The organism is Candidatus Enterovibrio altilux (genome assembly GCF_002381345.1).
GTDB lineage: Bacteria > Pseudomonadota > Gammaproteobacteria > Enterobacterales > Vibrionaceae > Enterovibrio > Enterovibrio altilux.
The window spans coordinates 841,133-857,433 of the sequence record NZ_CP020660.1; the positions used below are offsets into that span (position 1 = coordinate 841,133).

A 16,301-nucleotide genomic window follows, 5' to 3' on the forward strand; every position below is an offset into this window, starting at 1 on the left:
ATAATATCTGCTTTCCATGAACGGTTTTTTATATATGAATAAAACATTCCATAATTGAGGCTTTGTTTTCTAATTCACGCTCAGATAGCAAATCCCAATATGATTCACTGTTAAACGAAAGTTTGTATTTTGGGCATATCCAAACTTGTCAGTTTATTTAACGCTTTTATCATTACGTAGGTTTTCCAGTCTGGGTATTGTAATCCCTTAGGTTTGATGGACAGCACATTCTATCCATTGATGAATCAGCATAACTTCGCTTGTGGTATGGCCTAGAAAGCTCATGCACAGCATCAACAAACACACCTACGTTTTCAAGTGAAACATCAAGGTGAATACCATGGCCAAGGTTAAATACATGACCATTATCCGTCCCAAACCCTTCAAGAATTGTACCTACTTCCTGACAAATAAGCTCGGGTGATGCATATAATATAGATGGATCCATATTGCCTTGTAGCGCAACTTTATCACCTATACGACACTTAGCTTCTGCAATGTCAATTGTCCAATCTAGACCTACACCATCACAACCTGTCGCTGCAATTTTTTCTAACCACATACTGCCGTTTTTAGTAAACAAAGTGACTGGTACACAGTGACCTTCGTTTTCACGAGTCAAACCATCAATAATTTTATGCATGTATTGCAGCGATAAATCATTGTAACCACGCGGTGTTAGCACGCCACCCCATGTATCAAATACTATCAAAGCTTGTGCGCCAGCTTTAATTTGGGCATTCAAGTACTCGATCACACTATCGGCTAATTTATCCAATAAAAGGTGAAGCGTCTGAGAATCAGTATACATCATCTTTTTAATTTTAGTGAATGCTTTAGAGCTACCGCCTTCCACCATATAAGTAGCCAATGTCCAAGGACTACCAGAGAAACCAATCAATGGCACCTGACCTTCCAAATTTTTACGAATAGTGCGTACAGTATTCATCACGTACTGCAGCGCATCTTCTGGATCAGGGATACCAATTTTATCCACGTCTGCCTTACAAGTAATAGGCCTCTCAAACTTAGGACCTTCTCCAGTTTTAAAATATAGACCAAGTCCCATCGCATCGGGAATAGTTAGGATGTCTGAAAATAAAATAGCTGCATCAAGATTAAAGCGACGTAGCGGTTGAAGAGTCACTTCGCATGCCAATTCTGCATTCTTACATAATGACATGAAATCGCCAGCTTCCGCTCGTATTGCTTTATATTCAGGTAAATAACGACCAGCCTGACGCATCATCCATACCGGCGTGTATTCAACCGACTCTTTCAACAAAGCGCGCAAGTAGCAATTATTTTTTAATTTTATCATCATCTACAGCCTGAAATTAGAGTAGGGTTATTGTATCATTCTCAGGTCGTAACAAAAGTGATATTTTTGGAAGATAATTATATATATCCTAAAATAACAACAGTCAATTGTCAAAAGTGTAATGACATGTTAAACATGCGGCTTAATAAGAAAAGTCTACAAGGACTACCTATATAATGTTCATGACATTCAATGAATCCAATGTAACTCAAAGCTAATACACACGTTCAAGAAATGTATCGTTCACTTTGTCGTGCATTTCCGTTGGTTTTAAAGTTTCATGTCATCAATCAGGTAACTAAATCATTTACCTACACTCTAAACAACCAGGTTCACTTAAATCTTTATGTTTATAGAAAAACGGCATGGCAACACAACCGACTACAAAAAAGATAATAAAGCTTTAATCAATCGCGGCTCATTGACATTCTGAATGGGTGAAGCAACCATTCAGTTATGGAAACATAGCTCTTTTATTAATACGCATAGTTAAATAGTGAACTATTGCTCTGAAATTTTTTCATAATCGCATGACCTATATTTTAAATATTAAATTTAATCTGATTCAATAAGTATTTTGCTGCCATTTGCAGTGATTGCTCTATACTTGTGTTTTTAGTGTATGATTCAGCACTCAAAATAAGAAGATAGCAGCAATCAGGAACAGGAACAGGAACACAGTGATTCATATGATGCCAAAACGTAAAGTTTTACTCATTAATGGCCCTAACCTAAACATGTTAGGAGTTCGAGAGTCTAGGTACTACGGACAACAAACATTGAAGTGCATTGTAGAAGATCTGACAATGCAAGCAACACAACTCAATATTCAGCTTAATCATGTGCAATCCAACTCCGAGCATGTCCTCATCGATACCATACATCTGGCCATGGGCAACGTTGATTTCATCATCATTAATCCTGCCGCATTAGCTCACACTAGTGTGACACTAAGAGATACCATGCTGTCTGTGGGCATTCCATTTATTGAGGTTCATTTGTCCAATGTATATGCACGTGAATCTTTCCGTCATCACTCATACCTATCAGACAAAGCCATTGGAATTATCTGTGGGTTAGGAACAGACGGATATGAATTTGCTCTGATGGCAGCTTCTCGTCGCCTACAATCAGATGCTAACTAAACTAATTTTGAAGAGATAAGACACCATGGATATTCGTAAGATCAAGAAACTTATTGACCTGGTTGAAGAGTCAGGCATTGCAGAATTACAAATTTCAGCAGGTGAGGAGTCAGTATGCATCAGACGTGCCATTGCTCCATTAACACCACCAATTCAATACATGACCGCACCAGCAGCAGTTATTGCTCAAGCCACCGTTGAAACTGCAGTACCAGTTAAAGTCTCTAGTCACACAGTACTGTCTCCCATGGTGGGGACTTTTTACCGCTCTCCCAGCCCACAATCAAAATCATTCATTGAAGTAGGACAACAAGTAAACGTGGGTGACACTCTTTGCATCATTGAAGCAATGAAAATGATGAATCAGATTCAATCCGATAAATCAGGCGTGGTGCAAGCTATTCTGGTTGAAGACGGCCAAACCGTTGAATTCGACGAAGCATTGATCATTATCGAATAACCGAGGACTGCTATGCTAGACAAAATTGTTATCGCTAACCGCGGTGAGATTGCACTACGTATTTTGCGTACATGCAAAGAATTAGGCATTAAAACCGTTGCAATTCATTCAACGGCAGATCGTGAACTCAAACACGTGCTGTTAGCAGACGAAACAGTCTGTATTGGTCCTGCATCAAGCAGTGAAAGCTACCTAAACATCCCGCGCATTATCAGTGCAGCGGAGGTCACAGGTGCTGTTGCGATTCACCCGGGTTATGGCTTTTTATCAGAAAATGCCGATTTTGCAGAACAAGTCGAACAATCAGGCTTTATTTTTGTTGGACCGAACGCTGAAACTATTCGCATGATGGGTGACAAAGTTTCAGCCATCAATGCCATGAAAAAAGCTGGCATCCCTTGCGTACCTGGTTCTAATGGTCCACTAAATGATGATGAAATACAAAACAAATTTGTTACCAAACACATCGGCTACCCTGTTATCATTAAAGCTTCGGGTGGTGGTGGTGGTCGTGGTATGCGCGTTGTTCACTCAGAAGTTGAACTGATAGAATCCATTGCGATGACTCGCGCTGAAGCAAAAGCTGCTTTTAATAATGACGTTATTTACATGGAGAAATTTCTTGAAAACCCACGTCACATTGAAGTTCAGGTACTTGCAGATGGTCAAGGTAGTGCAATCCATCTTGGTGAGCGTGACTGTTCCATGCAACGTCGACACCAGAAAGTGGTTGAAGAAGCCCCAGCACCACATATGACAACAGAGATGCGGATGTACATCGGTGAACGTTGTTGCCGAGCATGTATTAAAATCGGTTATCGCGGTGCAGGTACGTTTGAGTTCCTCTATGAAAATGGAGAATTTTACTTCATTGAAATGAACACTCGTATTCAGGTTGAACATCCAGTCACCGAAATGATCACTGGCGTTGATTTAATCAAAGAACAATTGCGTATTGCAGCTGGCCAACCATTGTCATTTACACAAGATGATATCCAAATTCATGGCCATGCAATCGAGTGTCGCATCAATGCAGAAGATCCAGAGTGCTTTCTCCCTTGTCCAGGTAAAATCGACCGCTTCCATGCACCAGGTGGCATGGGTGTGCGTTGGGAATCACACATTTATTCTGGTTACACGGTTCCATCACACTATGATTCAATGATCGGTAAATTGATTTGTTTCGGTGAAAATCGCGGAGTGGCAATTGCTCGTATGTGCAATGCTCTAAGCGAAATGATTATCGATGGAATCAAAACCAACATTTCACTGCAGCTAAAAATCATGACCGACGAAAACTTCCAACACGGTGGTACGAATATCCACTACTTAGAAAAGAAACTAGGTATGCACAAGTAGGTCATGTATACTATTGATTGAGCTTAATTCAGATAGTAAAACTATAACATGATTCACCATTAGACGATCACGTTTATTTTAGGCTTACCTAGCCTAATCAGCTTATGTAACTCCTTAATTACTGCATAGATTTTACCAATCTGGCTATTGTCATTTCTGAGACTCAATATTCCTCCAAGTAGTTTTTTAAATCACAATATGATCGCTTTTAATAAACGTGCATTTATAATAATCATATTTCATTTTCCAATGCTGATTTAAACTGTATAATTTCTAGCAATTGATCGCTCAAATTACACAGATAAAACCGCTCCTAAAAAATTATTTCCTTGGTAAGATGCATGAAATAGTTCGTTTAATACGAATGGTTTCGTAACATTGTTTTATATTATGTAAGCCCCATCGCCTGATATTTCATTGATTCTTCGGCGAGTCTATTTAAACAAATTAGGGAGCACTTACACGTGAGTGTAACATCTTCTTACTTGTCATTCACCTTCACCGTAAATTTTTAGCCTGATAACATTAATATCCAAGTGCTAAATAGTTTTTTTAGTCTTAATCTTAAACATGAAGTTAACCGTTTTGGTCCATTTGCTAATGCCTGAAAGATATGAGTATAGCAATTAAGCAAACCTAAAAAAGAATTAATAAATCTTTGTAGCAAATTTCGACTCTATTCCATAAATGAAGGAACTTAATTATTAATCTATTCTCTAAACCACTAGGTGAACTTAAACATTTAGGCCTAGGAATAAACTTTACTACCAAACAACCAACTGAAAATTATATAATCAATCATGGCTCACTAATATTTTGGATTAATGCAAAAGCCATTCAGATATGGAATGAAATGAAGAAAGGTAAGCATAGAAGACCTCGTGTATTTAGCGAATGAACCATTACAACGATTCTCATAGTCAGACGACTATTTTCAATACAATTGAGCTGTCTTCAAGGATTCATTTGTTACTATCGTTTTAGCTTTGTTTAGAATCAAAAACTATGCAGGGGGGGAACCATTGAGCCGAAGGGATTACAATGCTCAGCTTAACTAAACCTATGCAATAGTAAAAACGTTAAATAAATTGACTAAATTCAATATGTCTGAAACAGACAATAATCATCTAATAGTTAATCATATAAGGTTTTGCTATCTGAATTAAAATGAAGAAATAAAGCCATGAAAATAAACGCCGGGGTTTTCATGGAGACAAAGAGCCGCACTATTACTAGCGAGGCTTCTTAACAAAAAGCAAAACAAAAAGGACTTCAACCAATAATATAAAAAGCCTGTATCTTAATCAACTGAACTATTGCTGGATATTCATTCAATACATGTTTATTCATACATATATTTATAATTTAGAGCCTGGCAATGTCTTACTCTCACATGGGGAAACCCCACACTACCATCAGCGCTGTTACGTTTCACTTCTGAGTTCGGCATGGAATCAGGTGGGTCCATAACGCTATAGTTGCCAAGCAAATTTTGTAGTATTTCACTCATTAATTTTCACTTTGGATACGATGATGTTCGTCTCCCTAGTTCAGCTTATTAGTAAAACACACATAGACTATTTTTGTGTATGCTTAAATTTTTTAGATATTGTATGAGTAAAACTCATACGTAATCAATTTTAATATCTATTTACGTTATCATAGGGATGATTTATTCAAAGCTTACTTAGCATTTAAATACTTTCTATGCTTATTAATTCTAAACTTAATTACTAAATAATATTATTTCTGTAGAATACATTCACTTTATGAAGATACTGAAGAAGTGGTGGAGCTATGCGGGATCGAACCGCAGACCTCCTGCGTGCAAGGCAGGCGCTCTCCCAGCTGAGCTATAACCCCATCATCAGTACTTAGTAATAGCCAACATTATCTAGAAAACAATGTTGGTGGGTCTGAGTGGACTTGAACCACCGACCTCACCCTTATCAGGGGTACGCTCTAACCGCCTGAGCTACAGACCCACTAAGTCTTTAGTTTTTTAATCTAAACAATATACATTAATAGTATTTTACGGAAATAATATAACTATAAGCTATCTATACTGAGGTAAACGTTTATTCATAAGTTAAGTTATTTATTTTAGAATAGTCCACCTTATATTGTGACTGATTATACATGCTAAGTTTCAATATAAATTAATTATTTTTATAGGCTTTGAGCTAGGCAGCTAGGCTAAGGCATGTTTTTTTAAAATTATACAATAATGCAACAATTTAACAAAATTTTATCTTAACTTCAGTTAACTAATGATAGTGACAGTCCCTCTGCAGTTTTTGATATTATCCACTGCTAAATAAGAAGAAGGTTTGTACTCGTTTAAGAACTTAACGATAGTGTAACACATGAATTGAATGGTATTCATGTATTAATTTATCTTAAACTACAAAATAATAAACTAAAATTTCTCTCAACTTTTTTTATTTTATTATATCTGATTAACTAATAATTATTATTTAAGTAAGTTACTACTCGTATATCTATAACTTAATTTGCGCGTATTAAGTTCGCCATCATATAAAAGCTATTTAATTATAAGTTTATTGTTGCCAGAAGGTAATACTATTGTGTATTGCATAAATTTTGTTTCAAAATAAAGCTACATTAACCATATAATAAATTTTTAATCAATTTTTTTATTTACAATAGATAACTATTAATAAAAATTATATTATTAAAGAACATGACTATAGAAGGATCATTCTTACTACTAGAGATACATTATCCATTGTTTCGCAATCAAGTCAAGAAAAAAATTATAATATTTGCAGCGTTGCTTTCACAACCTTTAAAATGTCATGGTAACTCCTTTTAACCACGATCAACACTGAACTTCCTATTAAAGTGGCTTTATTGTCTAATTTGAGTTCAGGTAGCAAATTACAACATGATTCACTATTAGACAATCGCTTTCATGTTAGGCATACTTAGTCTTGTCAACTTATTGAACGTTTTCACTATGACGTCAATTTCACTAGTCTGAGTTATGTGATCCCGTAGACTCAATCTTCCTACCAGTAGTTTTTTGACTCGAACCATTGCTGTCCCTGCTATTATAGTAACCGGCTTGATTGCCTAAATCAAGGAACGAAATTTTCAATCAACACTCTAAATAATTAGACTCACTTAAATATTAAAGTCTATGAACAAGCTTCCCTACAAAACAACTAACTGAATGCAGTATAATAAAGCTTTCATCAATCGTCGCTCACTAACATTTTGGATTGGTAAAAAAGCCATTCAGCTATGGAATCAAACTAAGCAGGGTCATCATGGAAGACTGCGTTTATTTGGCGCTTTAGCCATTACGACGGTCTGCATGGTTCAATGCGTATTTTTAATGCCACGAAAAGGTCTGCAAGATTCATTAATTCTGCTTTCAAACTTGCTCAACTGCCATTGTCATGCCATCACGATTCATGCACTAGCAAGCAAACCAAAACGGTTAACGTTTCATTCAATATAAAGAATAAAGAAAAGACCTAGCACTTAGTCATGGATTCTACAGGACTCATAGTGCACGGTGAAGGATAATGGTAGTAAACAAAGTATGACATTGATGGGAAACGGCTAGTTTGGTGGAAGTTACATTTAGTAGTAGATAAACATACGCATGAATTCATTGCTGCTGAGTTAAGTGCATTAAATATGACTGACGGTGAAAGGCTATCTAGCTTACTCAGACAGACCCACCGAAAAATCAATGAAATATTAGCCGATAGTGCTAGCGGCACCAGATAATGTCACAAAACCATGCACATTAAACGGGCGGTTCCACTCATACCACCAATAAAGAAGCAATGTTTGAAGACGAGACGAGTAATTTAGCGGTCAGTTAGCAGAAGTCAAATGGTTCAAATCAGCCTTGGAAAAGAGGTATGTTTACCATAAGCATTCTCTATCAAAAACTGCAATGTTCCGAGTCCAAAAATTACTCAGAAAGGCATTGCATTTAAGAGATCATAATACTCATATTAGCGAGACTTATACCATGATAAAAGCGTTAAATAAGCTGGCAAGACTAGGTATGCCTATAACGAAAACGATTATCTAATAATGAATCCTAACATGATTCACTATCTGAACTTGAATTAAGAAACAGAGCCAGCAGAATGTTATCGGAGTGACTTCATCAAAGAAATGACATGCATTTTCAGTATAGAATTTCAATATCTTCCTCTCTATGGCTCAAATTTAAATTTAATATAGTGAATATGAATGATGATAAATAAACAGTCATGTAACAATACAAACAAAGTTAATCGTGGATTTATATAAAACACAACATACGGTGGATAAGTGTGTGGATATTTATTTTTAACCTATAAATTATTTGTTTAATTATTAAAATAATTAAAATTAATACCTTTTGTTTTATGTAGTTAATTATAAGAAAAATTGGTTGTGATTAAGATCATGATCAAACTATCAACTGTGGAAAAAATTATCAACTCCACGTAATTTTTTGATTCAAAACATTACTGCTTTTAATAGGGAACGCTTATGGTAAACACACTTCTTTTCCAAGGCTGATTTGAACCATCTGACTTCTGGTAACTAACCGCTAAATTACGCAGATTACCTCGTCTCCAAACATGGTTTCTTTTTTTTGGTAAGACAAGTAAAATAACTCGTTTAATATGCACGATTTTGTAACATTATCTGGTATCATAAACACCATCAATTAATATTTTATTAATTTTTTAATGAGTCTGTTTGAGTATACTAGATAGTACCTCACCATCAGTCACATTTAATTCACTGAACTCTGCAGCAATTATTTCACACATCTATATATCTACTGCTAAATGTAACTTGAACAAAGCTCACCATTTTTCAGCAGTACCATATTTTTTACTTTTCATCCACTTTCACCATAAACTTTAAGCCCCGCAGAGTCAATGGATGAGTGCTGGACAATTTTTTTACTCTTCGTTTTGGTTCGCCTGCTCCTCCATGAATCATGAGGACATAACAACAGCAGTTAAACAAATTTGAAAAGAAAATTAATGACTCCTTGCAGACTTCTCATTAGTATTGAAAATACGTTATTAACCATTAGGGCCATCGTAATAGCTAAGTTGCTAAATAAACGAGATCTCCCATGATTACTCTGCTTAGTTTGATTCCATAGCTGAATAGCTTCTTATCAATTCAGAATATTAGCTAGTTACGATTGATTAAAGCTTAATTATACTATATTTAATTAGTTGTTTTGTAAGAAAATTTGTTTATAGACCTTAACATTTAAGTGATCCTAGCTGTTTAGAACGTAGCTTAATAATTTAGTTTCATGATGTAGAAAACAAAGTCGAAATAAGATCAATAGTTTTTATTAAACAAGCGGTTCCACTGATTTCACTAAGAAGAGGAACAACTTTTTGAAAACGAGATCATCCGCGTCATGTAGCGGTCAGTTACCAAAAATTATACGGTTCAAATCAGCATTGGCAAACGACGTATGGTGACCATCAACGTTCCCTAGCAGGGATAACACTGTTTCAAGTCAAAAAACTCCTGGAAGGAATAATTGAACCTGAAGGATTACAATGCCCATTGTAACGAAGTCTGCACAATTCTAAAAACATTAAATAAGCTGCACAGACTCGGTATGCTCAAAACACAAGCACTTAAATAATTTTTACAGTGATTCTCCTAAAATTTACATACTCTTTGACATCCAAAACAAATAACAAGTTTAAGATGTTTAATTCCGTATTTTTCAGTTAATTAAGCATAGATGTTGCTGATTATTTTGCGTTATTCGGGCGAAAAAAATAAATCTTGAGTCCGCGTTTACCTCATAAACTTAGCTAAAAATGAATAACTCAGCTGTATTTAGGTATATAATCCTCAAATAATATATAAATAATAATTGAATGAAAAATGGACGTATCCCATCTCATAGACGGTCTTAATGATAAACAATGCGAAGCCGTAGCTGCTCCGCTCGGTAACTATCTGATTTTAGCAGGTGCAGGGAGTGGTAAAACGCTGGTTCTTGTTCATCGCATTGCCTGGTTGATGCAAGAGGAGCTATCAGCTCCGTTCTCTGTGCTAGCTGTGACCTTCACCAATAAAGCTGCGGCAGAAATGCGAGGCCGCATCGAGCGTCTGATGCACGGTACCGCGTCGAATTTATGGTGTGGTACCTTCCACGGATTGTGTCACCGTATTCTGCGTACACATCATTTGGATGCCAACTTGCCACAAGATTTTCAAATTTTGGATTCGGATGACCAACAACGTCTGTTACGCCGATTAATCAAAGCACGAAATCTCGATGAAAAATCATGGCCTGTACGTCAGGCATCGTGGTATATCAATACCAAGAAAGATGAAGGTTTACGCCCACAACACATTGATTCTCAATTCGACTCTATTGATAAAACATGGCAGAATATTTATAGCGCATATCAAGAAGCATGCAATCGTGCAGGATTAGTCGATTTCTCCGAATTGTTGCTCCGATGCCATGAATTGCTGCGAGATAAAGCGCATATTCGTGAATATTATCAAAAGCGTTTTAAGCATATCCTAGTTGACGAGTTCCAAGATACTAACAATATCCAATACGCATGGTTACGCATGATGGTCGGTACTCAAGCAAACGTGATGATTGTTGGTGATGACGACCAGTCAATTTACGGTTGGCGTGGTGCACAAATAGAGAACATTCAACGTTTTATCCATGATTTCACAGAAGTAAAAACTATTCGTTTAGAGCAAAATTACCGTTCTACAGGCAACATTCTAAAAGCATCGAATCATCTAATTGAAAATAATACCGAACGAATGGGTAAAAGCCTATGGACAGACGGTTCAGAAGGAGAACTTATTTCAGTATACTGTGCGTTTAACGAGTTGGATGAAGCGCGTTTTATTGTGGGCAAAATCAAATCATGGCAAAATTATGGTGGCACACTGAACGATTGCGCCATGTTGTACCGTAATAACGCTCAATCGCGTATTCTCGAGGAAGCGCTAATTCAAGCTGGTTTGTTGTACCGTATTTACGGCGGTATGCGGTTTTTCGAACGTCAAGAAATCAAAGATTCTCTGGCATATCTTCGCTTAATGGCAAATCGTTTGGATGATGCAGCCTTCGAACGCGTGGTTAATACCCCAACAAGAGGTTTAGGTGATAGAACGTTAGAAACCATTCGTTTGGCAGCCCGTGATCGCGGAGCGACTATGTGGGAAACCAGTGTACAGTTATTAGAAGAACAAGTACTAGCTGGACGCACGGCACATTCATTGCGACGTTTCATCGAACTAGTGAATACGCTTGAAAATGATACTTGTGAAATGGCCTTGTTCCAGCAAACAGATTATATGATTAAAAACACAGGCTTACGTGCGATGTACGAAGCAGAAAAAGGTGAAAAAGCCCAAGCACGAATCGATAATTTGGAAGAACTGGTGACTGCAACACGCCAGTATGAAGTACCTGAAGAGGTAAAAGAAACTATGTCGACATTATCGGCATTTTTATCTCATGCAGTACTTGAAGCGGGCGAATGGCAGGCTGATGAATTTGACGACGCAGTGCAATTGATGACTCTGCACAGTGCCAAAGGTCTAGAATTTCCACTGGTGTTTATGGTCGGTGTTGAGGAAGGCATGTTCCCTAGACAAATGTTATCGGCAGAAAATGGGCGCTTGGAAGAAGAGCGTCGGCTTTGCTACGTAGGTATGACGCGCGCAATGAAAAAACTTTTTATCACTCACACAGAAACACGTCGCATGTATGGTAAAACTATGTTTCATAAGGCCTCTCGATTCATTCGTGAGCTACCTGAAGAGTGTGTGGAAGAAGTACGCATGCGAGTACAGGTATCTCGTCCTGCTGCGGCAACTGGTCGTTTTTCGCAAATACAAAAACAGTCTAATTTTAACCAAACTGGATTTGCATTGAGTCAACGCGTTCAGCATCCTAAATTTGGTGAAGGAACCATCATTAATTTTGAAGGCAGTGGTAACCAAAGCCGCGTGCAAGTAGCCTTTAACAGTGCAGGCATTAAGTGGTTAGTGACGCAATATGCCAAGCTTAAAGCAATGTAAACTAACGACAGCGATAAGAAAAGAGACGATTCTCTTCTCTTTTTTTCATGCATAAGATTTGCTAGCAAAGTGATTAAAATATCTTTTCCTCAGACCAGACTGTGAGTTAAACAGTGAGTTGCTCGTCCTCCTTTCTTTAAGACCCCCAGGGCGTATACATTGTAGCACAATTCAACCTCAATACACTGAAGACTTTATTCACCGATTACATGTTATGTAACCTGCACTACATATCAAAAAAGCCTTATCTCACTCACATCCAGATAAGGCCAACAGGAGCTAACTGTGTTACTCCGTCCAATCTACAGATTAGTCACAACCTACGCATTTTCAAACAGGCCTTGGTTTCTAATTAGAGTTCAAATAGTAAATTTCAACATAATTCACTATTAAATAATTACTTTTATTTTAGAAATATCTACTCAATTAGCTTATTTAACACTTTTATCATGGCAACGGTTTTATTAATATGAGTTGTGTGATTCCTTAGGTTCAATATACTTTTGAGTAACGCTTTGACTCAAACCATTGCTTTCTCTGCTAGAGAACGTTTATGACAATCGGCTTTATTTACTAAGTTAGGTAGCTCAATTTTTAATCAATGTTCTAAACAGTTAAGCTCACTTAAATATTCAGGTCTATTAAGAATCTCCGCCACAAAACAGCTAATTGGAAGCAGTATAATCAAGCTTTAATCAATCAGGGCTCACTAACATTTTGTATTACTGAAAAAACTATTCAGCTATAAATCAAACTAAAAAAAGTGATCGTAGAAAACCTCGTTTATTTAGCCACGTAGTCATTACAATGACCTTCATCATTAAATAGATATTTTCAATGCCATAAAAAATTTATAATAATTCATTAATTTTCTTTTCAAACTTATTCAACTGCCATTGTGATGCCCGAACGACTCATACATTAGCAAGCAAGCCAAAACGATTAATGTCACCGTTCAAGACGAAGGATAAAGGAAACATCCAGCACTTACTCATTGATTTTGCGGGGTTCAAAATCTACGATGAAGAAGAATAGCAAATAAAAAAGCATAGTGCTGATGGAAAGCGGCGAGTCTGGCGTAAATTACATTTAGTGATAGATATAAATACGCATGAAATCAGTTCTGCTGAGTTAAGTGCATCAAATGTAACTAACGGTGAAGTACGACCTAATTTACTCAAACAGACCAGCCGAAAAATCAATAAAATATCAGCCGATAATGTTTACGACACTAGACAATGTTACGAAACCGTTCATATTAAACAAACGGTTCTTCTCATCCCGCAAAAAAAGGTCATCCGCATAATTTAACGATCAATTACCAGAAGCTATACGATTCAAATCAATATTGAAAATATGAAATATAATTACCATAAACGTTTCCAATGAAAAACGACAATGTGTCAAATCAAAACATTACTGGGAGGGACATTCAGCTTAAGAGATCATACTGCTCAGATTAGCGAAACTTACGCCATAATGAACGTGGTAGATAAGCTGACAAACGCGGTATACCTAAAGTAAAAATAATTGTTTCATCATTAAGCATTTTGAGTTTACTACCTGAACTTAAATTAAAAAATAGAACCTCATTATAAGTATATATCACTTCTTGAATCATACAAGTTGTGCCACGCCATTTAAATAAATGCTTTCTAATTTGTCAACATGTCCTTGCATCGAAAAATGCTTCGTAACTCGCAAATAACCGTTTGTGGCGTTTTTATGAATGAGGGCAGGCATACTTAAATATTGTTTTAATCCTATTGCAATAGACAGTGAGCTTTGTGGGTCACAGTACACTCCCGTATCTCCTAGAATCTCCGGCAATGCACCAGTATTAGCTGCTACAATGGCACATCGCTGCGACATAGCTTCAATGGCCGTTAATCCGAAGGCTTCATTATAGTATGGTAAGCATACAATTTGGATTTCATCTAGTAGCTCAGATACATCTAGACGGTAACCAACAAAATGAATACGTGCAGTATGTGCAGATGCTACTGCTTGAGATTGCAATATTAACGAAAAACCAACATCTGCCCCTTCATCTTCAAGCAAACCACCTATCAGGATTAAATGCGCATTTGGGTACTCATCTGCAATAAGCTCGAATGCAGTCAACAATTCACTTTGGCCTTTACCTTTGCAAATGCGACCAACAGTACCAATCAACATGGTGTCTTTAGATAGATTAAGTTCACTTTTCAGTTTGTGATTAATTGAAGGGGTAGAAATATCTCGAGCATCAATGTGAGTACCTAACCATAAACATTGAATATTAGTTTTTGACACAGGAAGCGTATTCATATTACGTTGATAAGTCTCATTACTAACAGATAGCACCTGATTAATGTGACGATACACTAATCGGTGGTAGACATCTTTTTTTGAATGTTTTACGCCTATATGTTCTGTAAAAACACTGAACCGTGTCGTGAACAAGCTCAACAACATGGAAATCAGTATGTCTCCAGACTTGTGACTATGAATAATTTTAATCTTATTTTTTTGCAGCCATCTGGTAAGCTCAAATAGTTTGGGGCCAAATAGCTGAAATTTATTTTTCACTGTAAAAACATTCATACCCGCATTTTTCATAAATTTTGCAACACGAGAATTTTTTGATGCCAAACCAAACACGCAATAACCCTTTTGCAGGAATTGCCCACCCACGCGTGAAGGATACATTTCTAACCCACCACAGCCAGTAGAAAGACAAATATGCAAAATAGCAGGCTTATAATCGTTGCTAATATTGTGGAGGTAGCTGGTAACTTCTGTGTACTCCATGTTGTCTTTCCAATGTATTGCGTTATGGTTAATGATACTCAAGATAAGCGTAAATTTAGCGAGTAAATGTCCGTAATTTATCATTGCATGTGAAATTTTTACTCATGCATTCAATGAGTTATTTCAGGCGGGTGCATAGGGCCACATTATGTTTTCAGTCATTGCGTATAGCACTGGTCAACAATGTGTTTATTATCTGCAAGAGATATTGTATACACCGCAAAACAATTTTAAATATAGATAAACGATCGCAAAGTACATTAAATGTTTTTTTGCGACAACGAAAGACGTGAGCAATAATTTTTTATCTAGGTTTCCAGGCATTCCATAGTTAGCCAGGTTTTTTATTACCCACAAAAAATATTATTTATCTATTTTGCAAACAAGCACCACTTCTTGCATATACAGAGGAAACGAGGTTACAAGGCTTTGTTTCCTAATTCGAGTTTCAATGACAAATCCCAACATTACTCACTATTAGACAACCACTTTCGTGTTAAGCATGCCTAGTCTTATCAGCTTATTTAATGCTTTTATCATAGCGTAGGTTTCACTAATATGAGTTGTGCAATCCTTTAGGCTTAATATTCTTTCGAGTAGTTTTTTGATTTAAATCATTGTTATCTTCATTAAAAATACTTACAATAACTGGCTTTATTTCCTAAACCATGGAGCTAAATTTTCAATCAACACTCTAAATAGCTAGGCTCACTAACATTCCAGATTAATAACGAAGCTATTCAGCTATGGAATCAAACTAAGCCGAGTAATAATGGAAGATCTAGTTTATTTAACGACTTAGCCATGACGACGACCCTCATGATTAAATGCGTATTTACAATGCCATTGAAAAATTTGCAAGGATTAATTAATTCATTTTGTTTGCAAACTTGCTCAACGGTCATTGCTATGCCCTCACTATCCATGCAGTAGCAAGCAAACCAAAACGATTAACGTCAGTTCAAGGCGAAGAGCAAATGAACCACCCAACACTGGACTATTGATTTTATCAAGCTCAAAATTTACGATAGAGGAAAATAAGAAGTAAAAAAGTATAGCACTGATAAGAAACAGTAAATTTGACGCAAGTTACATTTAACGATAGATATAAATGTGCATTAAATCATTGCTGCTTAAT

7 protein-coding genes, 2 tRNA genes, 1 rRNA gene and 4 pseudogenes are annotated in these 16,301 nt (G+C 36.5%); 7 read left to right on the forward strand and 7 right to left on the reverse strand.

Annotated elements, in window-relative coordinates:
* Positions 1-259 precede the first annotated feature (259 nt).
* Positions 260-1,321: pseudogene (gene hemE, locus BTN50_RS03620) on the reverse strand (uroporphyrinogen decarboxylase); the annotation flags it as partial.
* Positions 1,322-2,010: 689 nt separating this feature from the next.
* On the opposite strand from hemE, the gene aroQ reads away from it, so the two are divergent.
* The 3 genes from aroQ to accC are packed head-to-tail and all read left to right on the forward strand — an operon-like array spanning position 2,011 to position 4,285.
* A complete protein-coding gene (gene aroQ / locus BTN50_RS03625) occupies positions 2,011-2,466 on the forward strand; it encodes a type II 3-dehydroquinate dehydratase (protein ID WP_096619058.1) in 456 nt (151 codons plus the stop codon).
* A gap of 25 nt (positions 2,467-2,491) precedes the next feature.
* The gene (gene accB, locus BTN50_RS03630) at positions 2,492-2,926 is read left to right on the forward strand and encodes an acetyl-CoA carboxylase biotin carboxyl carrier protein (RefSeq protein ID WP_096619059.1); all 435 of its coding nucleotides are present in this window, start codon (positions 2,492-2,494) and stop codon (positions 2,924-2,926) included.
* A gap of 12 nt (positions 2,927-2,938) precedes the next feature.
* On the forward strand, positions 2,939-4,285 hold the full coding sequence (gene accC / locus BTN50_RS03635; RefSeq protein WP_096619060.1) for an acetyl-CoA carboxylase biotin carboxylase subunit: 1,347 nt from the start codon (positions 2,939-2,941) through the stop codon (positions 4,283-4,285).
* Between the two features lie 1,370 nt (positions 4,286-5,655).
* Here accC and rrf read toward each other — a convergent pair.
* The 4 genes from rrf to BTN50_RS10050 all read right to left on the reverse strand — a co-directional run bounded on the left by rrf (position 5,656) and on the right by BTN50_RS10050 (position 7,345).
* A 5S ribosomal RNA gene (gene rrf, locus BTN50_RS03640) occupies positions 5,656-5,771 on the reverse strand.
* A gap of 301 nt (positions 5,772-6,072) precedes the next feature.
* Positions 6,073-6,148 (reverse strand) — tRNA-Ala (locus tag BTN50_RS03645).
* Positions 6,149-6,193: 45 nt separating this feature from the next.
* Positions 6,194-6,270: transfer RNA gene (locus tag BTN50_RS03650), tRNA-Ile, on the reverse strand.
* Positions 6,271-7,204: 934 nt separating this feature from the next.
* Positions 7,205-7,345 (reverse strand): hypothetical protein, encoded by a 141-nt coding sequence (locus BTN50_RS10050; protein WP_161492937.1) that lies wholly within the window; start codon positions 7,343-7,345, stop codon positions 7,205-7,207.
* Between the two features lie 136 nt (positions 7,346-7,481).
* Here BTN50_RS10050 and BTN50_RS09380 point away from each other — a divergent pair.
* A pseudogene (locus tag BTN50_RS09380) lies at positions 7,482-8,360 on the forward strand (IS5 family transposase).
* Positions 8,361-9,290: 930 nt separating this feature from the next.
* Here the strand turns inward: BTN50_RS09380 and BTN50_RS12145 are convergent.
* Positions 9,291-9,446, reverse strand: a complete 156-nt coding sequence (locus BTN50_RS12145; protein ID WP_096619062.1) for a transposase — start codon at positions 9,444-9,446, stop codon at positions 9,291-9,293.
* 746 nt (positions 9,447-10,192) lie between these two features.
* Here BTN50_RS12145 and uvrD point away from each other — a divergent pair.
* Together uvrD and BTN50_RS03670 are read left to right on the forward strand one after the other, a co-directional pair.
* Positions 10,193-12,370: a DNA helicase II gene (uvrD, locus tag BTN50_RS03665; protein WP_096619063.1), complete on the forward strand. Its 2,178-nt coding sequence runs from the start codon at positions 10,193-10,195 to the stop codon at positions 12,368-12,370.
* A gap of 640 nt (positions 12,371-13,010) precedes the next feature.
* Positions 13,011-13,905, forward strand: a pseudogene (locus tag BTN50_RS03670) (IS5 family transposase); the annotation flags it as partial.
* Between the two features lie 82 nt (positions 13,906-13,987).
* Here the strand turns inward: BTN50_RS03670 and BTN50_RS03675 are convergent.
* Positions 13,988-15,163 (reverse strand): glycosyltransferase family 4 protein, encoded by a 1,176-nt coding sequence (locus tag BTN50_RS03675; RefSeq protein WP_096619064.1) that lies wholly within the window; start codon positions 15,161-15,163, stop codon positions 13,988-13,990.
* A 717-nt stretch (positions 15,164-15,880) separates the two neighbouring features.
* Between BTN50_RS03675 and BTN50_RS12150 the strand changes: the two are divergent.
* Positions 15,881-16,096 (forward strand): annotated as a pseudogene (locus BTN50_RS12150) (transposase); the annotation flags it as partial.
* Positions 16,097-16,301 lie beyond the last annotated feature (205 nt).

Excerpts from the sequence above, each read along its gene's own strand:
- aroQ (WP_096619058.1), top strand. The coding sequence starts at position 2,011 with ATGATGCCAAAACGTAAAGTTTTACTCATTAATGGCCCTAACCTAAAC.
- accB (WP_096619059.1), top strand. The coding sequence starts at position 2,492 with ATGGATATTCGTAAGATCAAGAAACTTATTGACCTGGTTGAAGAGTCA.
- accC (WP_096619060.1), top strand. The coding sequence starts at position 2,939 with ATGCTAGACAAAATTGTTATCGCTAACCGCGGTGAGATTGCACTACGT.
- BTN50_RS10050 (WP_161492937.1), bottom strand. The coding sequence starts at position 7,345 with ATGGTTCGAGTCAAAAAACTACTGGTAGGAAGATTGAGTCTACGGGAT.
- uvrD (WP_096619063.1), top strand. The coding sequence starts at position 10,193 with ATGGACGTATCCCATCTCATAGACGGTCTTAATGATAAACAATGCGAA.
- BTN50_RS03675 (WP_096619064.1), bottom strand. The coding sequence starts at position 15,163 with ATGGAGTACACAGAAGTTACCAGCTACCTCCACAATATTAGCAACGAT.